17 protein-coding genes and 1 pseudogene are annotated in these 25,752 nt (G+C 64.0%); 13 read left to right on the top strand and 5 right to left on the bottom strand.

The features are described 5' to 3' along the window. Positions 1–336: a SorB family sulfite dehydrogenase c-type cytochrome subunit gene (sorB, locus tag AC16HO_RS12260; RefSeq protein WP_395641695.1), complete on the top strand. Its 336-nt coding sequence runs from the start codon at positions 1–3 to the stop codon at positions 334–336. A gap of 6 nt (positions 337–342) precedes the next feature. Here the strand turns inward: sorB and AC16HO_RS12255 are convergent, their stop codons facing one another. Beyond that, on the bottom strand, positions 343–1,683 hold the full coding sequence (locus AC16HO_RS12255) for a sigma-54-dependent transcriptional regulator (protein ID WP_395641694.1): 1,341 nt from the start codon (positions 1,681–1,683) through the stop codon (positions 343–345). Between the two features lie 122 nt (positions 1,684–1,805). Continuing rightward, positions 1,806–4,508, bottom strand: a complete 2,703-nt coding sequence (gene ppc / locus AC16HO_RS12250) for a phosphoenolpyruvate carboxylase (protein WP_395641693.1) — start codon at positions 4,506–4,508, stop codon at positions 1,806–1,808. Between the two features lie 107 nt (positions 4,509–4,615). On the opposite strand from ppc, the gene AC16HO_RS12245 reads away from it, so the two are divergent. Continuing rightward, positions 4,616–8,074 (top strand): NHL repeat-containing protein, encoded by a 3,459-nt coding sequence (locus AC16HO_RS12245; protein WP_484335447.1) that lies wholly within the window; start codon positions 4,616–4,618, stop codon positions 8,072–8,074. A gap of 10 nt (positions 8,075–8,084) precedes the next feature. On the opposite strand, the gene AC16HO_RS12240 is transcribed toward AC16HO_RS12245, so the two are convergent. Then, entirely contained in the window at positions 8,085–9,176 is a 1,092-nt protein-coding gene (locus tag AC16HO_RS12240; protein ID WP_395641691.1) for a cyanophycinase, read from the bottom strand. A gap of 129 nt (positions 9,177–9,305) precedes the next feature. Here AC16HO_RS12240 and AC16HO_RS12235 point away from each other — a divergent pair, with 129 nt between their 5' ends. The 4 genes from AC16HO_RS12235 to AC16HO_RS12220 all read left to right on the top strand — a co-directional run bounded on the left by AC16HO_RS12235 (position 9,306) and on the right by AC16HO_RS12220 (position 16,970). Further along, positions 9,306–9,869, top strand: a complete 564-nt coding sequence (locus AC16HO_RS12235) for an RNA polymerase sigma factor (RefSeq protein WP_395641690.1) — start codon at positions 9,306–9,308, stop codon at positions 9,867–9,869. A 1-nt stretch (position 9,870) separates the two neighbouring features. Further along, the gene (locus AC16HO_RS12230) at positions 9,871–10,890 is read left to right on the top strand and encodes a FecR family protein (protein WP_395641689.1); all 1,020 of its coding nucleotides are present in this window, start codon (positions 9,871–9,873) and stop codon (positions 10,888–10,890) included. 82 nt (positions 10,891–10,972) lie between these two features. Then, entirely contained in the window at positions 10,973–14,011 is a 3,039-nt protein-coding gene (locus AC16HO_RS12225) for a TonB-dependent receptor domain-containing protein (RefSeq protein WP_395641688.1), read from the top strand. Between the two features lie 217 nt (positions 14,012–14,228). Beyond that, entirely contained in the window at positions 14,229–16,970 is a 2,742-nt protein-coding gene (locus AC16HO_RS12220) for a TonB-dependent receptor plug domain-containing protein (RefSeq protein WP_395641687.1), read from the top strand. Here the strand turns inward: AC16HO_RS12220 and AC16HO_RS12215 are convergent. Further along, a complete protein-coding gene (locus tag AC16HO_RS12215; protein ID WP_484335446.1) occupies positions 16,955–17,251 on the bottom strand; it encodes a hypothetical protein in 297 nt (98 codons plus the stop codon). The two genes, AC16HO_RS12220 and AC16HO_RS12215, sit on opposite strands and share 16 nt — an antisense overlap. Between AC16HO_RS12215 and AC16HO_RS12210 the strand changes: the two genes are divergently transcribed. Next, on the top strand, positions 17,229–18,077 hold the full coding sequence (locus AC16HO_RS12210; RefSeq protein ID WP_484335445.1) for a MurR/RpiR family transcriptional regulator: 849 nt from the start codon (positions 17,229–17,231) through the stop codon (positions 18,075–18,077). The genes AC16HO_RS12215 and AC16HO_RS12210 overlap by 23 nt on opposite strands. A gap of 185 nt (positions 18,078–18,262) precedes the next feature. Here AC16HO_RS12210 and AC16HO_RS12205 read toward each other — a convergent pair whose 3' ends face one another. Beyond that, a complete protein-coding gene (locus tag AC16HO_RS12205) occupies positions 18,263–19,723 on the bottom strand; it encodes an APC family permease (protein WP_395641685.1) in 1,461 nt (486 codons plus the stop codon). 49 nt (positions 19,724–19,772) lie between these two features. Here AC16HO_RS12205 and dgcA point away from each other — a divergent pair, with 49 nt between their 5' ends. The 6 genes and pseudogenes from dgcA to AC16HO_RS12175 all read left to right on the top strand — a co-directional run bounded on the left by dgcA (position 19,773) and on the right by AC16HO_RS12175 (position 25,492). Continuing rightward, on the top strand, positions 19,773–20,762 hold the full coding sequence (dgcA, locus tag AC16HO_RS12200) for an N-acetyl-D-Glu racemase DgcA (RefSeq protein WP_395641684.1): 990 nt from the start codon (positions 19,773–19,775) through the stop codon (positions 20,760–20,762). A gap of 50 nt (positions 20,763–20,812) precedes the next feature. Continuing rightward, complete coding sequence (locus tag AC16HO_RS12195; protein WP_395641683.1) at positions 20,813–22,315, top strand: N-acyl-D-amino-acid deacylase family protein; 1,503 nt, start codon at positions 20,813–20,815, stop codon at positions 22,313–22,315. A gap of 1 nt (position 22,316) precedes the next feature. Beyond that, positions 22,317–23,321, top strand: coding sequence for an N-acetyltransferase DgcN family protein (locus AC16HO_RS12190; protein WP_395641682.1), 1,005 nt, complete (start codon positions 22,317–22,319; stop codon positions 23,319–23,321). A 198-nt stretch (positions 23,322–23,519) separates the two neighbouring features. Next, positions 23,520–23,618, top strand: a pseudogene (locus AC16HO_RS12185) (IS5/IS1182 family transposase); the annotation flags it as partial. Between the two features lie 199 nt (positions 23,619–23,817). After that, positions 23,818–24,564, top strand: coding sequence for a phospholipase A2 family protein (locus AC16HO_RS12180; protein ID WP_395642149.1), 747 nt, complete (start codon positions 23,818–23,820; stop codon positions 24,562–24,564). A gap of 247 nt (positions 24,565–24,811) precedes the next feature. Next, a complete protein-coding gene (locus AC16HO_RS12175; RefSeq protein ID WP_395641681.1) occupies positions 24,812–25,492 on the top strand; it encodes a hypothetical protein in 681 nt (226 codons plus the stop codon). Positions 25,493–25,752 lie beyond the last annotated feature (260 nt).

Raw genomic sequence — 25,752 nt, 5'->3', positions numbered from 1 at the left:
ATGCCAACCCTGCATCAGGTCATCGTCATCGCCACCGCCATGCTCGCCGCGACGCCGGCCAGCGCCGCGGCGCTCAAGATCGATCTGCCCAGGGAGTCGGCGCCGAGCTACAGGCCCGGGCCGAACCTCGAACTCGTCAACGCGCGCTGTCTGATCTGCCATTCGTCGGACTACGCTGCGATGCAGCCGCCCAACTGGCCGCGCAAGACCTGGGAGGCCGAGGTGACGAAGATGAAGAAGGTCTACGGCGCGCCGATCGCCGACGAAGAGATTCCCACGCTGGCGGACTATTTCGCCAAAACCTACGGCAACGAATCCATCACACCGAAGCCGTAGCGTCCGCTAACTTTCGATCCCCATCTTCTCCATGCGCCGGTACAACGCCTGGCGCGACAGACCCAGTTCGGCGGCGGCCTGGCTGATGACGCCTTTCGCGCGCACGATTGCCTCTTCGATCGCGGCGCGATCCGGCTCGCTCTCGGCGCTCGCGCGCACGGGTGCAGGCGCGCGCACGGCGAGACCGAGGTCTTCGGCTTCGATCACGCCGTCGCGACAGAGCAGGCTCGCGCGCTGGATGGCGTTCTTCAGCTCGCGCACGTTGCCCGGCCAGGCATGCGCGGTCAACGCCGCGCGCGCCTGGCCGCTCAACTTCACGTCGCCGCCGGCGAACGCTTCCGCCAGCGGCAGCACGTCGTCCGGCCGCGCCGCGAGCGGAGGCAATACCAGCTCGATCACGTTGAGGCGGTAGTACAAGTCCTCGCGGAACGTGCCCGCGCGAATCATCGCGTGCAGGTCGGCATTGGTCGCGCTGAGCACACGCACCTTTACCTCGCGCGTCTTGCTCGAACCCAGTCGCTCGAACTTGCCGGTCTCGAGAATACGCAGCAGCTTCATCTGCCCCGACAGCGGCAGGTTGCCGATTTCGTCGAGCAACAAGGTGCCGCCGTCGGCTGCTTCGAAGCGGCCTTCGCGCGCCTTGTTCGCGCCGGTGTAGGCGCCCGCCTCGGCGCCGAACAGCTCGGCTTCGATCAGATCCTGCGGCAGGGCGCCGCAATTGACCATGACGAACGGGCCGGCCTTGACCGCCGAGTTGTAGTGCACGATCTCGGCGATGCGCTCCTTGCCCGCGCCGTTGGGCCCGGTGATCAGCACCGGCGCATCGGCGCGCGCCACGCGGCAGGCGAGTTCGATCAGGCGTTCCATCGCGCTCGACGCGAACACGGTACCGCGCAGGTCGAAGCGCTCGCGCAGCGCGCTGCGGTGCGCGCGGCGCTCGCCGTGCAGGCGCGAGACTTCGCGTGTGCTTTCGGAAAGTTCGAGCAGATTCTCGACCGCGGCGACGAGTTTGTGGTCGTCCCACGGCTTGGCCAGATAGTCGGCCGCGCCGGCCTTGATCAGTTCGACCGCGGTTTCCAGATGCGTCCACGCGGTGAGGAGGATCACCGGCAGATCCGGCTCGCGTTCGCGGATCGCGCGGAACAGGGCCACGCCTTCCTCGCCCGAGGTCGTGTCGGCGCGGAAATTCATGTCCTGCAGGACGAGATCGACGCGTTCGCGCGCCAGGGCTGCGAGGCCCTCTTCGGGCGAAGCGGCGTGCAGCGTGCGGATGTCGCGCAGTCCGAGCAGCACGTCGAGCGCGGTGACGATCGCGGGATTGTCGTCGATGACGAGTACGGTTCGCATTGCCTTGCGGAATGAAAAGTGGCCATCGCGCATGTCGACTTGGATGCGCGCAGTCCGATTTTGGTTGCACGCGAGGATACAGGGTGTTGCCATCGCCGCGAAAGCGCCGCCTGCGCCTTGCGTCAACCCGTGTTCTGCATGCCCTGCGCGATGCCGTTGACCGTCGCCACGAGCGCGGCGAACAACGCATCGTCCGCGCGCCCGGCCGCACGCCAGCGCGAGACGAGATCAATCTGCATCAGGTTCATCGGGTCGAGATACGGATTGCGCAAACGGATCGACAGCGCCAGCCGCGGATCCTCGGCGAGCACGCGATCGGTACCCTTGAGGCGCAGTATCCACGCCTCGGTGCGCGCATACTCCGCTTCGATGCGCGCGAAGAATTGCGCATGCAGCGGGCCTGCCAGGCGCGAGAACGCGGCGGCGATTTCGAGATCGGACTTCGCCATCACCATCTCGACGTCGTCGAGCATGGTGCGAAAAAACGGCCAGTGCTGCGCCATTTCGCCGAGCACCTCTTCGCCGATCTCGGCCGCGGCCTTCTCCAGCGCCGTGCCGACGCCGTACCAACCGGTCAGGCCGCAACGGTTCTGCGTCCACGCGAACACCCACGGGATCGCACGCAGGTTGTCGATCGAGCCCGAGCCGCGCCGCGAAGGCCGCGAACCGAGCGTCATGCGCTCGATCACGTCGATCGGCGTGGCCTCGCGGAAATAGTCCATGAAGCCGTCGGCACGGACCAGCGCGCGATAGGCGTCTGCGCCGTGCCGCGCGGCGACGTCAACCGCGCGACGCCACGTCGCCTCGCGCGGCTCGGGCGGGCGCGGGCGCAGCGAGGCTTCGAGCACGGCGCCGACGGTCTGTTCCAGGTTGCGCAGGGCGAGCGCGCGGATGCCGAACTTGCGATGGATCACCTCGCCCTGCTCGGTCACGCGCAGACGCCCCGCGATCGAGCCGCGCGGGGATGCGATCACCGCGCGCGTGGTCTTGCCGCCGCCACGGCTGACCGAACCGCCACGGCCGTGGAAGAACGCGATCTGCACGCCGGCGCCCTGCGCGATCCTGAGCAGTTCCACCTGCGCGTCCTGCAATGCCCAGCGCGAGGCGACGATACCGCCGTCCTTGCTCGAATCGGAATAGCCGAGCATCACCGTCTGGCGATCGTCGCGCGCCGCGATGTGGGCGCGATAGACCGGATCGGCGAACAGCGCGGCCAGCGTCGCCGGTGCGTGCTTGAGGTCATCCACCGTCTCGAACAGCGGCGCGATGTCGAGCGGCACATTGCCGTCTGCATCGACGAACTGTGCCCGGCGCGCGAGCGCGAGCACCGCGAGCACGTCGGCCGCGCTGCGTGCCATGCTGATGATGTAGAGGCCGATCGCGCCGGTGCCGTAGGCATCGCGCGCATAGGCGAGCTGGTCGAACACGGCGTCGAGCATCGTGCCTTTTTCATCCGCCGGCTCGGGCAATTCGGCGTCGCCGCGCGCGTACGCTTCGAGTTTTGCGGCTTGCGCCGCCGCGTCGCGCGCCTCCCATTGCGCATCGTCGAGCGCGGCAGCGAGCGCCGCCGCATGCACGCGCGAGTCCTGGCGCACGTCGAGCCGGGCAAGGTGGAAGCCGAAGGTGCGCACGCGCCAGAGCAAGCGCCGCACCGAGAACCAGCCGGCATTGCGGCCCTTGTTCATGCGCAGGCTGTCGGCGATGAGTTGCACATCGGCGAGGAGTTCCATCGCCGAACCGTACGCCGCATCTTTCTCGGCCACCGTCGCCTGCAGGCGCGCGCGCACGAACGCGAGCAGCACGCGGTACGGCATGTCCGCATAGCGTGGATTGATCGACGCCGCGACCTGCGGCAGCTGCACGCGATAGTGGTCGATGCGCGCCAGCACCGCGGGATCGAACCGGGTGTGGCCCACGGTCTGGCTCAGCTCGCGCGCCAGCTCGACGATTTCGACGTCGTAGCGGCGCAGCGCCAGTTCGCGCTGCGCACGCAGCGTCGCCGCGATCGTGTCGGCGTTGACGTTCGGGTTGCCGTCCATGTCGCCGCCGACCCAGGAGCCGAAGCGCAGCATCGTCGGCAACGGCAGCGTTTCGCCATAGACCTCATTGAGCGCCGACTCGAACACTTCGTAGAACACCGGCACGACGCGGTAGATCGGCCCGCCGAGGTAGAAGCCGACATGTTCGAATTCGTCCTGCACGCGAGGGCGCGCGTGCGAGGCATCGGCCGTCTGCCAACCCGCGGTCAGCGCGGTGCGCAGGCGCGCGAGGTCGACTTCGCGCTCGTGCGGCGTGCGCTGCGCATCGAGGTCGGCGACCAGGCAGCGGAAGATCACGGATTCTTTTTCGAGCAGCGTGCGGCGCACGGCTTCGGTCGGATGCGCGGTGAACACGGGCTCGATGTCGAGCCGGACCAGCCAGGCGGAGATTTCCTGCAGGCCCACGCCCGCGGCTTTCAAGCGTTGCAACACGTCCTTGATGCTGTCGGGCTGCGCGGTCGAACCCGAGCGCTCGTAGTCGCGGCGGCGGCGGATGCGATGCACGCGCTCGGCGAGGTTGACGACCTGGAAATAGGTCGAGAATGCGCGCGTCAGCTGCTCCGCGAGCTGCGGCACAAGGCCGGATACTTGCGCGGCAAGCGCGGCAGGCGACTCGCCCGCGCTGCGCAGCCCGATCGCCGCCGTGCGGATCGCCTCGACCTTGGCGAAGAAGGCATGCCCCAGCTGTTCCGCCAGCATGTCGCCAACGAGCGCGCCGAGCCGGCGCACATCCTCACGCAGCGGTCCGTCGGTCGGAAGGAAATCGATTTCGCGTCGCTTGTTCACGGCCACCGCTGTGCTTCCGCTGATTTTCTGATGGAATGAATGCTTTTATCGAATGGCTACTGTGCCATCTCTTGTGCGTCGCAACAAGATAGCCTGCGCAGTGCGAAATGCGCACAGTTGCCGGAAACAGCCAATCGAGCCATTCTTCGAACGGCGTGAGTTTTGACCAATCCATGAAACGAGGATTCAACCGGGAGGTGCTGATGCGGTCGTCACTGTTGCGCGCGTTTGCGTTGTTTCTGGTTGTCCTGCCTCGATTTGTCTTTGCGTGGGATTTGAGCTTCATCGCAAACGGCTCCCTGCCGTCGAATTTTTCCCCTGCGATCGTTACCCCGGCCGACGCGAGCGGTTTCTGGGCAGGAGGTACCGCCAACGGGATGCCGGTGCTGGTCCGGTACAACAACAACGGCACTGTGAATTTCTCCCGCTATCTTTCGGGAAGCGCCTTGTTCCAGGGGGATATCGGAGGGATATTCGCATTGGCCACCTATCCCGATGGCGGCGTGGTCGACGTTGATTCGGTGACTGTCCTCGGATACTCGCGCTGCTACATGCGGCGGTTCGACGCCAACGGTCGCCTGCGCTGGTCCATCCAGGAAGGCAGCACCACCATCGGTTCCGGTTGTGTCAACAAAGCGCAGGTCGACGGCGCGGGAAACATCTGGCTGTCTCCCGGCATCCGCGCAATCGCCCCGGACGGCACTCGGCTGCCGCCCATCCAAGGCACCACCGTCGGCGGTCAGATCCTCGTCGATCCGCACTCGGATGCGGTCTACGTGTACGGCTCCATTGGCAACGGCTATCTGGAGACCACCACGAGCACGAACACCGCGGCCATCGAAAAGATCACCAGCAAGGCGCTTGTGTGGACGGTACAGGCGTCCGCCAGCACGCCCGCATCCAAACTGGACAGCTTGGCCATCGGCAGCGACGGCAACCTCTACGCATACGGCCGCCGTGTCAGCGGCGCGAACGGCGCCACCACGCTGTACGCAATGAGCGCGACTGCAAACGGTGCGCTGCGCTGGGAGTACTCCACCGAAGAAGTCGCCAACGGCGAGATCGTTGCCGCAGCGGCAAGCAACGGTGACAGCGTCGTGTTCTATGGCGACTATACGAATCTCATGGCGCCAAATCCGACCGCGTCGCTGTGGATCGCAAAAATATCTTCTTCCGGCGCGCCGCTGTGGCGGCGCACAGCCGGGTTCCAGCTGCCCGCTGCCACATTCACGAATTCGCAAGAACAATCAGCGGCGGCGCTCGTGGCCAACAATGGGGACATCGTTGCCGCCTTTCTGTTTTGCGGCATGAACGCAGGGGTATATACCTGCCCATTCCAGCAAGCGCGTCTGGATAGCGGCGGCAATATTGTGTTTGCAGCTAAAGACCTCGGGTCGGATAGCTCCAGTACGGCGAGTCTGACGCTCTTGCCCGACTCGAGCAGCCTCGCCCTGAAACACTCCTTCGTACGTCTGGATCGCAATGGCAACTCCATCACCGCCCCGCAAACCGTAGCAGCAGTCCAAGATGCAAGCTCGGACATCGCTGAAACCGTTGCGCGCGATGGTTCGGCCTATCTACTGACCTCAAACCAAAGTACCAATTCGTACGCCGTGACGGCGTATGCCAAGGACGGTACAAAACTGTGGCGCACCGTCCTCACTGCCGCGACAGCGAACGGCACGGTCACGCAAGCGATTCTGGTCGCGCGCAGCGCCGATGTCTGCCTCGCAGGTGTCGTCGATGCGGCCCAAGTGGTGCGGTGCTACTCGCGCAGTACCGGGGCGCTATCGACAAGCGTTCAACTTGCCACACCAGTCGTTGCCGACACGCAAAGCCTCCGAGCCGTGGCTTTGGTCGACGATCAACTGCTCGTGCTCTATGGCATTCAGGGGACCAGCAACCTGCATCACGCCTTGCTCGATGGTCAAAACCACATACTCCACGACGTTGCCGCATTGAATGCGGGCGAAACCTGGGGAATCACCTCGACAAACGTCAACGGCAGCGCACTGATCCAGACCTCCACCACATCACTGGTAAAATTCAAAGCGGACGGAACGCGTGCGTATTCCGTTGCCCCCGACATCTCCGGCTACTCACTGCGCTTGGCCGACGACGAAAGCGCACTGCTGTCGCCGACTGCGCCGGGAACGCCGGTCGAGAGGCTGGATGCCAACGGCAAGCTGCTCTGGAAATCGGCAATCCCCCTGCTTTCGCAATCCAGAAGAATCACCACGCGTTCGATCCGGTTTTCTTCCAGCGCGGTGTATTTTTACATGTATGACAATTCGCCTATCAACTACGTCGAAAACGCCACGGCGAGGCAAGGTTATGTCGTGAAACTCTCCCAAAACGACGGCCATGTCGAGTGGAGTGTCGCCGCTTCGTTCCCCTTCATCGCCGTTGCCGACGTTGTCGTACCGCCGATCCTCCTGCTCGACCCCGTCACGCAAAACTTGTTGCTGCTGACGAGCTACGCCAAGAAGATTCAACTGCGTCAAATCAACGGCGTTGACGGCTCGGAAATGGCCGAACATGCGGAAAGCATGAACGTCGACGGTTTCTCTTTATACGACGCCTGGCCGCTGGATGGCGGAGGACTCACCCTCGTCAGCGACACCACCGACACCGTTACAGGGTCGGCTTGGGGAATCACCACTCTTTTCCATCCTTTTGCAGTGGCTGCGCCGATCCGCATCGACCAACCCGGTATTGCGGGGGCCTGGTATGCCCCATATTCCACCGGCCAGGGTTTCACGCTCGACTACATCGCCGGCAACAACACGGTCTTCATGCCGTGGTTCACCTTTACCCAGACTCAGGCGAACGATCCAGCATCCAACGTGTGGTACACATTGCAAGGGCAACCCGATGCCGGAGCCACATCGGTCGACTTGAAAATGTACGTCGCAGATTCACCCGGCGTGTTCAATTCGGGCAAGACGGGAGCAAAGCAAGTCGGGACTGCCCAGCTGAGCTTTTCCGACTGCAGCCACGGCAACCTGCGCTATCAGTTCGACGCAAATACCAACAGCGGCTACAGCGGCGCAATCACCTTGACCCGTTTGACGCCGCAGATTGCGAATTGCACTCTTGCAAACCACGCTACCCAGACAGTGCCCGTCAGCCTGCCGGCGCAAGGGTTCGACGCGAAACAAAGCGGCTCGTGGTACGACCCGAACACAAGCGGACAGGGCATCGAACTGACGGTGGTTCCCGCCGGCAGCGATTCCAACGGCCTGCTGTTCGGCGCGTGGTTCACCTACGATCCCGCCGGCAAAGGCGATGATCCGCTCAACCAATACTGGTTCACGCTGCAGAGCGATCTCGCCACTGCGAGCAATGGCAAAGTCGTGCTGCCCATTTTTCAAATACTCGGCGGCACGCTGGACGGCCTGCCGACGCACAACAGCAGCCAAGTGGGAACGGCGACCTTGACGTTCAGAGGTTGTGCCGAAGCGCGACTGGATTATCAATTCGCCGACATCGCCGTAGCGCATGCCTATGCCGGACTGACCGGCAGCCTGTCCCTCACGAAGATCGGCGGATGCGCTGCGCCTTGACTTGGAGGACTCAGTCTTCGCCGGGCAACGGTTTGTCGCGGGTGAAGATTTTCGAAGCCAGCGATTCCGCGTCGAGCTTGCCGGCGCGGATCGAGATCGTCGCCGCGGCGACGGGCTTGCTCACGGCGCGGGTTTTCAGGTCGAGACTGCCGGCGGCGCCGAGTTGCACGAGGCGGACATCGGCGATCGACAGCGGCTTGCCGGGGGCCAGGTCCGTGGCCGCCTTTTGCGGCTGCACGATCCAGGCGCTGCCGGCGGAACCTGCGGCGAGGCGGCCGATACCGTCGGCGCCGATCAACAGCGCGGTCTTCTCGTCGACGCCGATGCCGTAGACCTTGCCGGGATTCGACGCAGGCGATTCGTCGAGCCTGGCAAGAAAGGTGAGCAGCCGGCCGAGGCGATGGCGTTGCGAAAAATGCGTGTCGGTGATGACGTCTTCGAGAAACCGGTAGTGGAGAAAATCCGCTTCCAGGGTCACGCCCTTGTCGAACGGGTCGGCGAGCGCGACCTTCGACTCCATGCTGCCACCGTCGAGCGCGCCGTAGCTGTAGTGGCCGAGTATCGCCAGTCCCGCGCTCGAACCGCCGATCGGCCGGTTCGCGGCGACGTGCGCGTTGAGCGCTTCCTGCACCGGCGTGCCCTTCCAGTAACGGATGTAGTTCGACTGATCGCCACCGGCCAGGAAGATGCCGTCGGCGTTCCTGATCGCGCCGATCACGCGCGGATCGCCGGACGCCTCACGATGATGGAAGACGATGGTCTCCGCCGAGACGACCGGCCCCCACTCCTTCATGAACGCCTCGCCGTAGTTGCCGTCGGTCGGATCGTAACTGTCGTCGCTCACGGCACGCAGGATCACGATATGACCTCCGCCCGCATGCGTGGCGATGAAGCGGTAGGCTGAATCGAGCTTGCCGCCTCCACCCATCAGCGCCAGGCCGAACTCGGTGTGCGCGGCACGCGGCTTCGCCGGATCGCCGCTGACGAAATAGTCGAAGTTCTTGTCGCGGTAGTTCCCTGCCCCGGCAGTGCCGTCGGCGGCATGCGCGAACGGAACGCAGGCGATCAGCGAGAAGCAGGCGGCGAAGGTGCGTAGGTTCATGCGGCGGACATCCTCGTTGGCGGCAACGGTTCCATGACGAATCCGGCGCCGGATTTTGAAATTCCCCCGAATTTCAATCCGCGGCCGCATAATCGTCTTGGCAACCACACGGCACGGCAGGCAGCGGTCTTGAACCAGGCGGATTTCCAGCGCGAAACGGCTTTGCGTCAATCCGACGCCGGCGCCGCCGAGCATGCAGCGCAGGTCGCCAGCCTGTTCCGCGAGCACAACCGGGCGCTGACCTCGTTCCTGTCAAGCCGGCTCGATTCGATGGCCGAGGCGCAGGAAGTCGCACAGGAAGCCTACGTGCGCCTGCTGCGCCTCGAAAATCCCGAGCAGGTAGGCTTCCTGCGCGCCTACCTGTTCCGCATCGCCTCCAATCTCGCCGTCGATCGCCTGCGCCAGCGCAACGTGCGCGCCGACGCCGCGGAAGAGGATCTGTTCGCGGAATGGCTGGACACGCCCGCGCCCGAGCGCCGCGCGCTGGCGATCGACCAGTTGCGTCTCGTGCGCGAGGCGCTGCGCGAACTGCCGCGCAAGACCAGCCAGGCCTTCGTGATGCACGCGATCGAAGGCCGCGGCTTCGATGCGATCGCGCGCGTGATGAAGCTGACCGAGCGCATGGTGCGCTACCACGTGACGCGCGCGATGGCCCATTGCCGCGCGCGCGTCGATGCGAAGGAGAACGACTGACATGGACAAGATCAAAACCGGACCGAAGATCGATCCGGCATTGCACGTCGCCGCCGACTGGTGGACGCGCCTGCGCGATCCGCGCCGCGCCGCGCACAGCGACGAGCAATGGCTGGAATGGAGCCGCGGCGACGCGCGCCGGCTCGACGCATTCGCGCGCGTGAGCGAACTCGGCGCGCAACTCGGCACACTCGACCCGGAAACCAGACGCGAGTTCGTGCGCGAGTTCGCGCCTGTGCGCCCGCGCGCGTGGCGCGTCCTCGGCTATGCGGCCGCCGCCGCAGTGCTGGTTGCCATCGCGGCAGCCGGCACGCTGGCGTGGCAGAGACATCTTGCCGGCGCCACCGACGCCGGCAGCTTCGCAACCGCGGTCGCGATCGATCGCAACGTCGCGCTGGCCGACGGCTCGAAGATCGCGCTCGGCGGCGCGACGCACCTGACCACGCGCTACACGCGCGAGCGCCGCGACGTGAACCTCGACGCGGGCGAAGCGTTTTTCCAGGTCGCGCACGACACCACCAGGCCGTTCATCGTCGCCGCGGGCGAAGTGTCGATCCGCGCGGTCGGCACGGCGTTCAACGTGCGTCGCACCGGCGAGCGGGTCACGATCGCAGTCGCCGAAGGCCGCGTGCGCATCACCAGCAGCGAGGGCCTGGCGAACGGGCGGTTCTCGGCCGCGGAGGCGCTCGAAGCCGTCGCCGGGCAGCAGATCTCGTTCGATCCGCGTGCCTCGGGCCTCACCGTCGGTGCGATTCCTCCCGCACGCGCGGCGAGCTGGCGCGAGCACCGCCTCGAATTCGTCAATGAACCGCTCGCTTCCGTCGTCGCCAACGTCAACCGCTACTCGACGCGCCCGCTCACGCTCGTCGACGCCAAACTCGGCGCGCTCGTCTTCACCGGCACGGTCGATACCACCGCGCTGGACAGCTGGATCGAAGCGCTGCCCAAGATCCTGCCGCTGCGCGTCGACGCGGACGGCCAACACGTGAACCTCTCGGCCGCCGATCGCGAAACACGCTGAACCGGCGCGGCGATCCGAAATCCGTCAAAATACCCGTCAGGCTTTGGGTACGGCGCCGTGTGCGCCGGTGACGGGGTTGCGCATGGCGGGTCGAAATGAGCGATTGCATGCACGCGTGCCGCGCCTGCTCACCGTCGCCGTCGTCCTGTTCGCCGCCAGCGTGCTCCGCGCGCAGCAAACGCCGGATGCGCGCGAGTTCTCAATCCCGCCGCAGCCGCTGGCAAGTGCGCTGATCGAATATTCCCGGCAGGCCGGTGTGCAGGTGCTCACTTCGGGCGCGGACATCGGTGCCGCGCAGTCGCCGGGGGTGAGCGGCCGCTTGCCGGTCGCGGGCGCACTCGGGCGGCTGCTCGAAGGCACCGGCTTCACGCCGGAGTTCACTACGGCGGGAACCGCGGTGGTCACACCGCGCCCGGCCGCCGCCGCAACGACGCAGAACGGCATTTCACCGCCACCGGCGACGGCCGCGGCGGCGCTGCAACTGCACGCGGTCACCGTCACCGGTTCGCGCATTCCACGCGCGCAAGTCGAGGGGCCGGCGCCCATCGTCACGATCACCGCCGAGGAGATCCGCAACAACGGATTCGGCTCGGCCTACGAGATCATGACTGCGCTGACCCAGAATCTCGGCTCGGTCGACAACAACTCGAATACCAACGGTTTTTCCCCTGGCGCGATCGGCGTCGATCTGCGCAGCCTCGGCCCCAACCACACGCTTGTGCTGATCAACGGTCGCCGCATCGCCGACTACCCGCAATCGTATCTCGGCAACAGCAATTTCACCGACATCTCGAACATCCCGGTGTCGCTGATCGAGCGGGTCGAGATCCTGTCCGGCAGCGCATCGGCGGTGTACGGCTCGGATGCGATCTCCGGCGTGATCAATTTCATCCTCAGGCAGAAGGCCGACGCCACCACCCTGAGCCTGCGCGTCGGCGGCACGCAACACGGCGGCGCAGAAACCCATCGCCTGCAGTTCAGCAGCGGCTGGACGGGCGAACGCTTCGATGCGGTGCTGGGCGTGGAGATCTACCACCAGGCGCCGCTGTGGGGATTCCAGCGCGACTACGCCGACTCGCGCCTCGACTCGCCGCTACCATCCTTCGCCTCGCCGGTGTTCGCGCGCATCGACGAACGCGGCAACTACATCGACCCGGGAGCGGCGACGTGCGCGGCGCTGTCCTCGCTCGACAACGGTTCGGTGTTCCGCGCCTATCGCAACAACGTCGGCTACTACTGCGGCAGCAACGAGGATGTCGGCTACGGCACGCTGGTGAACGGCCGCAGGATGGCCAACCTGTTCGCCTCGGCGAGCTGGCACCTGCGCCCGGACCTCGATTTCTTCGTCGATCTGCTCGCCGGCACCTCACATCAGGAAAGCTACAACACGCCACTGCAATGGCAGAACAGCGAACCGCTCAACGGCGATGCGGCCCCGGTGCCGTTCTACAACCTCGCCAGCGGCCAGATCGAACAATGGCAGCGGCGCTATTTCACGATCGAAGAGAACGGCGGCTTCGAGGCAGGCAAGATCCGCAACATCGGCAACAGCTATTCGATCAACACCGGGTTGAAGGGATCGTTGCCGAACACGGACTGGTCCTTCGAAATGCTGTTCGGCCACGCACAGAATCGCCTCGAAAGCAAATGGCCCGTTCTGGTCGCGGCCGCGGCGCAGGCGTTCTACCTCGGTCCCGCACTCGGCATCGATCCGGCCAGCGGCTATCGCGTATACGATGCGCCGATCAGCCGCCTGTACACGCCGCTGACCGTCGCGCAATTCCGCTCGATCACGCGCGATTCGATCGACCGCGATTTTTCGCGCGCGGAAAACTTCAGCGCGACGCTGACCAATCCCGAGGTGCTGCGGCTCCCCGCCGGGCCGGCCGGCTTCGCCGCTGTCGTCGAATACGGCAACCAGTACTATGGACTCGAGCCCGACCCGCTCTCGCTCGACGGCAGCTACTACGGCCTGCACAACACCGGCGCGGTCGGTTCGCGCGACCACGCTGGCCTGGGCGCGGAGTTCAAACTTCCGCTGCTGCACGGGCTGGACCTGAGCACCGCCGCACGCTACGACCGCTACGACTACGCCTCGACCTCGTCGGGGCGATTCACCTGGTCGCTCGGTATCGAGTACCGTCCGGTCGAACAACTGCTGCTGCGTGGTTCGGTGAGCAGCGGCTTTCGCGCGCCCGATCTTGCGTACCTGTTTGCCGGCGACAGCGGGTCGAGTTCATCGGGCATCGACTACTATCTCTGCCGCAAGCTCGAACCCTCTGTTCCGCTGGGCTCATGCAGCTACAACTATGTCTCCTTCAACGGACGCGGCCACGGCAGCACGGACCTGCGCAACGAAACGAGCACCTCGCTCACCTGGGGGTTCGTCTGGTCACCGTGGCGTGGCGTCGACCTCAGCGCCGACTACTACCGCATCCTGCTCAGGCACGAAGTACTATATGAATCCAGCGACCTGATCCTGCGCGAAGAGGCGCAGTGCCGGCTCGGCGGTCTCGACCCGGGCTCCACGCTGTGCCGGCAGGTGCTCGCCCAGGTCGCGCGTCATCCGGCTAACGACCACACAAGCCCGGAACAGATCACCTCGGTACTCGTTCTGCCGATCAACGCCGCCGCCGACCGCACCTCGGGCATAGACCTGAAAGCGCACTATCGCATCGAGACCGACCGCGCCGACCGCTTCGATTTCGACCTTGCCTATACCTACGTTGCCACACACACACTGCGGCAATTCCCGGGCGACGCGCCGGTCGATGAGTTGCACGACCTCTACAACTTCGTCATCCCGCGCGACAAGGCCAGTTATTCGGCGAGCTGGACGCGCGGCAGGTTCACCGCAACGCTGTACGGCTATCGCCTCGGCGGCCTGCCCGATTGGGCCGGAACCCGGCGCCTCAGCCCTACCTTCGTCTACAATGCCTCGCTCAACTGGCGTTACAACGCCGCGACGACATTCACCCTGCTCGCCGACAACCTGTTCGATTCCCCACCGCGGCGCAGCGGCGACTGGTCACGCTATCCGTACTATCCGAACCGCTGGTACAGCCCGCTCGGCCGGCAGATCCTGCTCGAAGTGGACCACCACTTCGGCGGGCTCGACTGAAACCCGCCTCCAGTCTGTCATTCCCGCGTGCTTCTGACGGAAATCCAGCGACCTGGCTTTTGCTGTTCACGGGGCGAGGGGCAAAGGCGCGTCATTCCCCTTTCGCAGGAATGACGCGCAGAAGCTCCATTTCAAAAATCCTTCACTGAACCGTCATGGCCCTGACCCGGCAGTTTCGCCGTCAGCTATGGGGATGTTCATGGATCGTCACGGGGTTTTGAAGCACACAGCTCTCTCGCTGCTCATCGCGGCGGCTCTTCCGTTCGTCATCAGCGACGCGCAGGCGCAGGAGAACGCCTCGACCGCGCCGCAGACGACGCAGCTCGAAAAAGTCGTCGTCACCGGGTCGAACATCCCGCGTGCGCAGGTCGAAGGCCCGGCACCGATCACCATCATCAGTGCCAAGGACATCACCGAGCGCGGCTTCGCCACGACGGCGGACATCATGACCTCGCTGAACCAGAACCTCGGCGCGCTCGACAACAACCAGGTTACCAATGGTTTCTCGAACGGCGCGCAGGCGGTCGATCTGCGCGGCCTCGGCCCCAATCACACCCTCATTCTTATCAATGGCCGGCGCATCGCCGATTACCCGCAGTCGTACAACGGCGACAGCAACTTCACCGACATTTCGAGCATTCCGGCCTCGATGATCGATCGCGTCGAGATCCTCACCGGCAGCGCCTCGGCGATCTACGGCTCGGATGCGATTTCGGGCGTGATCAACTTCATCATGAAGAAGAAGGCCGATGGCACCACGCTCGATTACCGCATGGGCGACACCCAGCACGGCGGCGCGGCCTCGCAGCGCTTCACGCTGACCAGCGGTTTCTCGCACGACAAATTCGATGCCGTATTCGGCGTGGAAATCTACAACCAGGACCCGCTGTGGGCCTATCAACGCGACTACCTGTCCTCGCGCACCAACGACCCGCGCTGGACCACGAGCCCCACCCGGGTCGCCGCGCCCACCTTCGCCATTCTTGACGGAGACGACAACTACATCGACCCGGGCAAGGCGCAGTGCGATGCCTTGTCCTACCTCAATCAAGGCACCGTGCAATATCTGAAACGCCGCAGCTATGGCTGGTACTGCGGCAGCCTGGCCGACGTGCGCTACGGCACCATGCAGAACGCCCGGCGCGCGGCCAATTTCTACGGTTCAGCCACCTATCACCTGACTGAGCAGATGGAGCTGTTCGCCGATCTGCAGTACAGCACCTCGCACCAGGAGACCTACAACACGCAGTTGAAGTGGCAGAACAGCTATCCGATCAACGGCGACGCCTCGCCGACACCGTTCTACAACACCGCAACCGACCAGGTCGAACAGTGGCAGCGCCAGTACTTCACCTACGAGGAGAACGGTGGCCTCAAGCGCGCCATGATCCGCAACATCAACAACACCTACTCGCTCAACACCGGTATCAAGGGCACGTTCGGCGATAGCTGGAACTACGAAGCCTTGTTCAGCCACGCGCAGAACAAGCTCAAGGCCAAGTGGCCGGCGCTGCTTGCCGCCAAGGCGCAGATGTTCTATCTCGGCCCAGCCCTCGGCGTGGATCCGGATTCGGGGTACCTGATGTACAACGCACCGCACAGCCGGTTCTACACGCCGCTGACCCCCGACCAGTTCGCCTCGATCACGCAGGACTCGATCGATCACGACAAGAGCCGCGCCGAAACCTATTCGGCCAAGGTCAGCAACACCGATCTGTTTTCGTTGCCGGCCGGCCCGGTCGGCTTCGCCGCCACGGCCGAGTTCGGCAACCAGTACTTCGGCCTGAAGCCCGATCCGCTTTCGCTCGACGGCAGCTATTTCGGGCTGCACAACACCGTGGCCGTCGGCTCGCGCAGCCACTCCGGCGCCGGTTTCGAGTTCAGCGTGCCGATCTTCTCGCAACTGACCGCAACAGCAGCTGGTCGTTACGATCGCTACTCGTACAGCAGCAACGCGGCAAGCAAGTTCACCTACGCACTGGGCCTCGAATATCGCCCGATCGAATCGTTGCTGCTGCGCGGTTCCTATTCCACCGGCTTCCGCGCGCCGGATCTGTCGTACCTGTATGCCGGGCCGAGCGGTTCGAGCTCGAGCGGTACCGACTACTATCGCTGCGCGACCGAGGAGCCGGACCTCGACATCAGCGACTGCGACTGGGGTAGTGTTCCGTTCAACGGCCGCAGCCATGGCAGCATCAACCTCAACAACGAGACCAGCAAGTCGATCAGTTACGGCTTCGTGTTCTCGCCGATCAACAACCTCGACATCCAGGCCGACTACTACATCATCAAGCTGACCGACGAAGTCCAATATCAGGACAGCGACCAGATCCTGCGCTGGGAAGGCCAGTGCCGCACCGGCAAACTCGACATCAACTCGGGACTGTGCCAGGCCGCCGTCAATCAGGTGTTCCGCAATTCGGCGAACAACATCACCTCGGTGCTGGTGTTGCCGATCAACGCGGCCACGCACCGTACCTCGGGCGTCGACTTCAACATCCACTACCTCTGGGAAACCGACCGCCTCGGCAACTTCGATTTCAAGCTTGGCGGCACCTATGTCGTGACCAACCGCATCCAGAACTATGCGGGCGACCCGTTCGTCAACGAGCTGTCCGACTACTACGACTACGTGATTCCGCGCAGCAAGGCGAACTACTCGGTGACCTGGAGCTATGGCGACTTCACCACGACACTGTACGGCGCGCGCCTCGGCGGTCTCCCCAACTACGACGGTACCCAGCGCCTTGGCCCGACGATGATGTACAACGCGTCGTTCGGTTACCGCCTGGCGAAGAACGTCAACCTCGGCGTCACCATCGACAACCTGATGGACTCCAAACCCGGGCGCGACAGCACCTGGACGAGCTATCCGTACTACACGCGGCGCTGGTTCAGCCCGATGGGCCGTGCGCTGTTCCTCGACCTCAACGTGAAGTTCGGTCACAACGACGGCTGATGCGTCGCCCGCTGCTCCGGCCCGAACGGCCGGAGCTGCCAGCTGCGACCATTCGCATCGAGCAACGCCGCGACGGCGTTGCTTTTTTTTTGGCGCACCAGCCCATGGGCAAGGCATACCATGCGCCGAGCACGGACAGGAGGCATACTCTCCCGCGGAACCGAGATTGCGAAGCCGAGGGAGAGATCGCCGATGCCGCCAAAACAAGCCCGTGCCGATCGGCGCCTGTTTGCCCAACTGCGCACGCGGACGAACGAGATGACCGCATCGGAACGGGTCATCGCGAACTTTCTTCTCACCAATCGCCAGACGGTGCCGTTCGAAACCGCGAACTCGCTCGCGGCCAAGCTCGCGATCAGCGCCGCGACCGTCGGGCGATTCTGCCGGCGACTTGGATACCGGAACTTCCGCGAACTCAAGGCGGCTTTCAAGTTCGACGTGGCTGTTGCGCCATGGCCCATCGGCGAAGGGCTGCGCTCGATGCTCCAGGCGGGCAGCGGCGAGCCCGCGCTGCAACGCGATCTCGACCTGACCATCGCCGGGCTGATCGAAGTCTACCGCCTTGCCGAAACCCGTGAATGGCAGCGCGTGATCGACCACCTCGCGCATTGCCCGGCCTTGCACGTCGTCGGATTCCAGACCGAAAGAGGCCTCGCCGCGCACTTCGCCCACCTGCTGCAGTACGTGCGCCCGGGCGTGCGCGTGGCCGATCTCGCGGCGGGAAACTTCGCCGAGATACTGATCGATGGCACGGACAAGGATTGCGTCGTGATCGTGGAAACGCGTCGCTACTCGCGCCAGGCAAGGCTGCTCGCCGAGCATTGCCGGCAGCGCGGACTGCCGCTCGTGATGGTCACCGACAAGTATTGCCATTGGGCCGGCGAGTACACCTCGCATGTGCTTGCACTGCCGACCGAAAGCGGAATCTTCTGGGGCACCACGGTTCCCGTTCTTGCGGCATTGGCATTGCTGGTCAATGGCGTGGTGCTCGCGCTGGGTGATCGCGTGGAGCAACGCCTCGGCCGCGTCTCCGCCCTCTATCAGGACTTCGTCGGCCACGTCGGCAAGCCCGCACGAAACCAGAAGCGCGCACCGGGCAAGGGCTGAGGCGTCACTGCGGCACGATGCGGTGTCGATGCAATCACGCTTAGACGACCAGTCGCACAAAGCAGAAGAGCCGGGACCACGAAGCACGCGAAGAAAGGCTCCGAATCACGGTTTCTCTTGCTTCGTGTTCTTCGTGGTCCGATCTTTTCATCTGAGGATTGCCAGTTGATCGTACAAGCTTGGGCTCAACGATTCCTGGCGTATCCGAAGTAGATCGCCAGACCGATCACGAAGTAGCCACCGACGATGGCGAGTGGCAGCCCGTCGCCGCGCGCCGCGCGCAGCGCCATGTCGATCAGCAGCGGCAATCCCATCAATGCGGCGAACAGGATCCCCAGCACGGGGATGATGCCGATCCACCAGCCGCGTACGTGCCAGCCGCCGAGCGGCACGCGGAACGAGCGCGGTCGATCGGGCTCCACCGCGCGCAGGCGCATCACCGCCGCGCAGACGATCGCGAATGCGACCGCAGTACCGAGACTGATGAGATCGCCGAGCACGCTGATCGGCAGGCAGGCCGCAAGCAGCGCCATGGCCAGGCCAGTCCAGACCGTGCCGGCAAGCGGCGTGCGCGTCTTCGTGTCGATGCGTGCGAACAGCGGCGGCAGCATGCGGTCGCGCGCCATCGCATAGAAAATGCGGCTCTGGCCGTAGATCGAGGTCAGCAGCACCGAGAGCAGGCCGATCACGGCCGCGGACTTGATCGCGAAGCCGAACATCGGCAGCTGCATCGTGTCCACGGCGACGGCAATCGGATCGGCAACGCCGAGCTTGGCATAAGGCACGATGCCGGTCATAACCAGCGCGACGGCCATGTACAGCGCGGTGCAGATCAGCAGCGTCATGAAAATGCCGATCGGCAGGTCGCGCTGCGGATTGCGCGCTTCGGCCGCACTCGTCGATACGGTTTCGAAACCGACGTAGGCGAAGAAAATCGCCGACGCGCCGCGCAGTACGCCGGGCCAGCCGAATTCGAAATTGTCCCGCGCCGGCGGCACGAATGGCCTGAGGTTGGCCGGATCGACGAAGGCAATGCCGGCCAGCACGAAGGCCACGAGCGCCACGATCTTGAGCAAGACGATCGCGGTGTTGAAAGCGAACGACTGGGTCACGCCACGCATCAGGACGGCGGTCATCGCCAGAATCGCGCCACCGGCAACGAGATTGATGCCACCACCGAACGCCAACCGGCTTGTATCTCCGTGCGGGCGGAAATCGAGCACCGGCGTGGTGATCGATGCGGGCAGATGCACACCGAGCTGATCGAGCAAGGCCACCGCATACCCGGCGAAGCCGACCGCAACCGTCGCCGCGGCGATGCCGTACTCGAGCAGCAGCAGCCAGCCCGCGCACCATGCGGCAAAGCGGCCGAACGTAAGCAGCGCGTACGAATAACTCGACCCCGAAAGCGGCAACGTCGCGGCAAGCTCGGCATAACAGAACGCGGTGAATCCGCAGGCGATCGCGGCAACGACGAACGACAGAACGACCGCCGGTCCGGCATGCGTCGCCGCCGCGCTGCCGGTCATGACGAAGATGCCGGCGCCGATGACACAACCGACGCCGATCAGGGTGAGCTGGAGCGGCCCGAGCGTGCGCTCAAGGCCGGATTCCGCGTCGCCGCCGGATTGACAAGTTTCTTTCATGATGTAACTTATGGCATAAAAATGTCATTTCTGTCCAGATACGAACCGCATGCACGCCGACATCCGCCATGAGCGCTGGGAACTCGCCACGCCGTTCGTCATCGCGCGCGAGACCTACCTGCACGCCGACGTCGTCGTAGTGACGCTGACCCACGCTGGCGCCATCGGCCGCGGCGAATGCACGCCGACGGCGTTCTATGGCGAGAGCGTGGACGGCGTGATGGCTGACATCCGCCAGCTTGTCGCCCGGCTAGCCGCCGGTGAAGCCTGGGAACGCATCCACGATGGCGCCGCGGCAGGCGCAGCACGCAACGCGGTCGACTGCGCTGTATGGGACCTGCGCGCGAAGCAGGCGAACCGGCGCGTCTGGGAGCTGGCCGGCATTCCCGCGCCGCACCCGCTGCGTACCGCGCAGACGATCAGCGTAGCCGATGCCGCGACGCAGACCGGCAAGGCGCGCGCCATCGTCGCCGCCGACGGCGCGCATGCCTTGATCAAACTCAAACTCGACGCGACCGACATCGTCGCGCGGGTCGATGCCGTGCGCGCGGCCGCGCCCGCGGCAACGCTCATCGTCGATGCGAACGAGTCCTGGGACGCGGCGTTGCTGTACGTCGTCATGCCCGCCCTGCATGCGGCCCGCGTCGCACTGGTCGAACAACCCTTGCCGGTCGGCGAGGACACCGCACTCGCCCGGATCGATCACCTCGTGCCGATCTGCGCCGACGAGTCCGCGCACGTCGGCGCCGATCTCGACGCGCTGCGCGGACGCTACGACTTCGTCAACGTGAAGCTCGACAAGACCGGTGGTCTGACCGAAGCGCTGCGCATGGTCGCGCGCGCGCGCGAACTCGACTTCGGGCTCATGGTCGGCTGCATGGAAGGCACTTCGCTGGGCATGGCGCCGGCGATGCTGATCGCAGGTTTCGCGCGCTTCGCCGATCTCGACGGCCCGCTGTTGATCGGCCGCGATCGCGAGCCGGGCCTGCATTACGAACACGGCATCGTCGCGCCGCCAGTCGCGGAACTATGGGGCTGAACCACATGCGCCACCTGCACGAATTTCCCTTGCGGAGCATTGCTTCCAGCATGACCCGAAACCTGATTCTGCTGATGTTGTCCGTGCTCCCGGCCGCACAGCAGGTTGCGGCCGCCGACTTCGTCGTGCGCAATGCCAGCGTCGTCGATGGCACCGGCGCACCAGCGCGACGCGTCGACGTACGCGTCGCCGGCAATCGAATCGCGGCGATCGGCGAGCTTGCGCCGAAGCAGGGCGAGCAGGTCGTCGATGCGCGTGGTCTCGTGCTCGCGCCGGGCTTCATCGATACGCACAGCCACCACAACCGCGGTCTGGAAGCCCATCTCGACGCGTTGCCGGTGGTGAGCCAGGGCGTCACCACGATCGTCATCGGCCAGGATGGTTTTTCCGAACTTCCACTCACCAAACTATTCCACCAGTACGACACCACGCCGGCGGCGATCAACCTCGCCTCGTACTCGGGCCACAACACGCTGCGCGAGAAAGTCATGGGCGCCGACTTCAAGCACGCGGCGACGGCGGCGCAGATCGAAGCGATGCGCCGCCTGCTCGTCGCCGACATGAAAGCGGGCGCGTTGGGCCTGTCGACCGGTCTCGAATACGATCCGGGTCTCTACTCCGAACGCGCCGAAGTCCTCGCTCTCGCGCGCGCAGTCGCCCCCTACGGAGGCCGCTACATCAGTCACATGCGCAGCGAAGACCGCAAGGTCTGGGACGCGCTCGACGAGTTGCTGACGATCGGCCGCGAGGCGAAGATTCCGGTGCAGGTCAGCCACGCGAAGCTGGCGATGACCGACTGGTGGGGCCAGGCCGGCCGCTTTCTCGGCATGCTCGACAAGGCGCGCGCCGACGGCATCGACGCGACGCTCGATGTCTATCCCTACGACAGTTGGCACAGCGAGCTGATCGTGCTCTGGCCCGAGCGCGATTTCGAAAACCGCGCCACCGCCGAATTCGTGCTTGGCCACCTCGCTCCGGCCGACGGCCTGCGCCTTTCGGAGTTCGACCCGGAACCGAGCCTGGTCGGGAAAACCGTTGCCGACGTGGCGCGTTTGCGCAACACCGACGAGCCATCCACGGTCATGGCGTTGATCCGCGAGTCGGAAGCCGCCAACACGAGGGCCCAGGTCGTCAGCCGCAGCATGGACGAGCGCGACATCGCCAAACTGGTCGCCTGGCCCTACGCGAACATCTGCTCCGACGGCACCCTCGACGGTATGCATCCACGCGGCATCGGCACGTTTCCGCGCGTACTGCGCGTATACGTGCGCGAAAAGAAATTGCTGACCCTCGAACAGGCCGTGCAAAAAATGACTTCGCTCGCGGCAAGCCACGTGGGCTTGCGCGGTCGCGGCGAGATCCGGGTCGGCGCAGCGGCGGACCTGGTCCTGTTCGATCCGCAAACGGTGTCCGACCGCGCGACCTACACCAGTCCGCACGAGCAGTCCGTCGGTATCGCACGCGTCTGGGTCAATGGCACCACGGTCTTTGCCGACGGCAAGGCAAGCGGCGCCCATCCGGGCCAGGTGCTGCGCCGCCAGGGGGCGCGCTGACATGCAGATTCCCGGCCCCTACCTGCTTTTCCTCGGCGACACCCCGCATCGGCTCGATGCGAAGACCGCGAGCGGCATCCTCGACTGGCGCCCCGAACTGTGCGCCGGACAATGCCGGCTCGATGCGAACACGGTCGACCTCGGCCTGCCGGACATGAGCCCTTCGGCAGCAGCGGCCGCCGGCGCGCACACGCTGGTGGTCGGCGTGGCGGCGTTCGGCGGCGTACTCGACGCGGCGTGGATCGACACCCTCCTCGCCGCGATTCGCGCCGGCCTGAACATCGCCAGCGGCATGCACATGCGCCTGCGCGACAACGCTGCGATCGTCGCCGCCGCGCACGAGGCGGGCGTCCAATTGTTCGATGTGCGTCACGCCGACAGGCGCTTCGATGTTGCCTCCGGACGCAAGCGCAGCGGATACCGGCTGTTGACGGTCGGCGTCGACTGCGCGGTCGGCAAGAAGTATGCCGCGCTCGCGATCCATCGCGCATTCGCCACGCGCGGCATCGCCGCCGATTTCCGCGCGACCGGCCAGACCGGCATCCTCATCGCCGGCGGCGGCGTCGCCATCGACGCGGTCGTCTCCGATTTCGCCGCGGGCGCCGCGGAATCGCTGTCGCCCGACAACGCGCCCGACCATTGGGACGTGATCGAAGGCCAGGGCTCGCTGTTCCATCCGGCCTACGCCGGCGTCAGCCTTGCCCTGTTGCATGGTTCGCAGCCGGATGCGCTCGTGCTCTGCCACGACACGCGGCGCACGCACATCGATGGCTACCCCGACTATCCGCTGCCGACGCTCGCCGAATGCATCGCCGCGAACGAGCGGGCTGCGCGTCTCACCAATCGCGCCGCGCGCTGCGTCGCCGTCGCGCTCAACACGTTCGGCATGAGCGAAACCGAACGCGAACGCGCGTTTGCCGCGACCCGCGAAGAAACCGGCCTCGTCGTCTTCGATCCCATCGCAACCAGTGCCGATGCTGTCGTCGAAACGCTGCTCGCCGGGTAATCCCCCGCCATTTCGCTGACGCAGAAGTGGAATTTTCTCGTATACCTTCCCGAGAAGGTTCCATGAAGAAGTCTCACTTTACCACATGCATCGTGTTCGCCACGCCAGTCCCCAGCCACCACCCCATCCTAAGGATTCTCTGATCTATTCCCCTCAAGTTGAGGCAAGATAGCGCCATCGCATGATCGAGGAATATCGATGAAGCAGCCGAGCTTTGCCAGTCTGAGTTTTGCGGTGAAGAAGAAAAAGACGCGGCGCGAGGTGTTTCTGGCGGAGATGGAACAGGTGGTGCCGTGGTGCTGGAAGCACTGATTGCACCGTGTTGTCGCACTCACGCCGAAAGCGTTTTGTTCAGATGTTCCCTAAGCGACTTTCTTACACATCGTGTAAGAAAAATCCTACCTATCAACGCAGGAAATTCTCTCGTTTGAGGCGGGGGAAGGGTCTAATGTCTGCGTCAGTTTCCGTCCGATTCATGGAGGGTATCGTGCTCAGTATGGCCCCATTTGTCGCCTTCGTTTTATTCTCACTTGTCGCGTTCGCCAGCAATTCGCACGCACAATCAACCACATCCTTTGAAGTAATCAAGGTGAGGGGATATTCCTTCTATGTCCCAATTTCCTCATCTGGTCGATTTCTAGACCTCGTTTCGGGTTCAGGAGGACACGATTGCGATCATCAGAAATCTGACGGTTATTGCAATGACAGTCGAGAACAAGACGCACGCGATTTCTTCTGCAGTAGCGTAAAGAAGAAGGCCGCAGCCATCAATTGTAATTTGACGGCCTACCCCGCCATTCCGGGATTCACCGCCTATCCGGGAGGCTCGCTGGGAGCAGCATATGCCGCCAACGGTTGTGGCGCTGGCCCCATCTCAACCGCATTTGCTTCGATGTCGCAGAACTTAATTCACCTTGGGGAGTATTCCCATAACTTCGACAGACCTGTCAAAGGCTATCCCAACCTGAGCTTCGCGGCCGCCTGTGGTGCTCATGATGCGTGTTACACCACCGCAAACAATCCAAGAAACTCTTGCGATCTCGCTTTCCGGAACGAAATGTATAGGGTTTGCGAAAATGCAGACAATAGCGACACATATGCCACATGCCATTCATTTGCCACGACTTACTACAATGGAGTCGCTACTTTCGGAACGAATGCTTATGATTCCGATCAGCGGGATGTGGCTTGCAACCAACTAGGCAGAGCCTACAACGACAAGAAAAATCATTGCACCGCGTGACGGATCGGGCATGAATTCCAAACGAATGGCAGTTTTGCTGGGTTTGACAGTCATGACGTGTGTTGGCGTGCTATGGCATTATCAAACCGCCTCACCACCGCCTCCGCCCGCCCCCAGGTCTACGGCGACCAACGGCAATGGCGCAGAGCAGGCAACGCATGCATCAGCTATCCGTGGCCGTCCCGCCGCTCCGCCGGGGGACGGTGGTCGCACGTCCAACGGGCCACCTTCGTTCCCAGGCATTACCGTGGCCGTCAACAAAGTGAACAGCCTTGATGATTGGCTGGCGCTGTATCCGGAACAGCAAGCGGCCAGTATTCGCGCCTTCTCGCGCAAGTATGCCGGCGTTTATCAAGTTCGCAGCCCGGAGCAGATTCAATGGATGCAGCGTCACGGTTACGTCTTGCCGGACGATCTCGTCGCCGCTGCCGGCATGAGCGACGAAGCCCTGCGTCAACTCTCCGACCAGGGCAACGACAAGGCCACGATGTTGCTATATGACCGCTTGGTCGACGAATACATCACCCAACGCGATGCCTTCATCGCAGCGGGTGGTGCCAGGGAAGATTTCAACACCGGCGCTGGCCACAGTCGAGTACTAGACATCATGGCACTTGATGTACAGATGTTGAAAAACAATAGTCCGTTCCGGTTTTTTCTGAAGACGCGTGATCAAGAAATGTCACAAACGGTCGACGCTGTCGCATACCAAAACCAGAAGTTGGGAGCCTTGGAGGCGGCCGGAATATTGGGAGATAGTCGTATCGATGTATTGATCGACCAATGCAGGGCCGAGGGAGCATGTGACCCCGCAGCTGTCGCGGTCGCCGCAGCTGTCGCCTCCGATATCTTTGATGCTATCTCCAACCCGCACTGGTTTGGTTGCAAATCCGGGGCCGACCACAGCATGCCGATGCCGCAACGGTAGGTAGTGAGGGAGGATACCTTCGCATCTCTTCATAGCGATTTAGCGATCCCATGCCGCTCGTTACCGGCCGAGCGGCGCTGCATTTTCGCAGGCTAAAACTTCCGTCGGCTCACCAGCGCTCGCAAGATGCTAAGGATTCTCTGATCTATTCCCCTCAAGTTGAGGCAAGATAGCGCCATCGCATGATCGAGGAATATCGATGAAGCAGGCGAGCTTTGCCAGTCTGAGTTTTGCGGTGAAGAAGAAACAGACGCGGCGCG

The organism is Rudaea sp. (assembly GCF_057139185.1).
The sequence above is the reverse complement of the archived record's forward strand: the minus strand, read 5'-3'. Positions and strand labels throughout refer to the sequence as shown.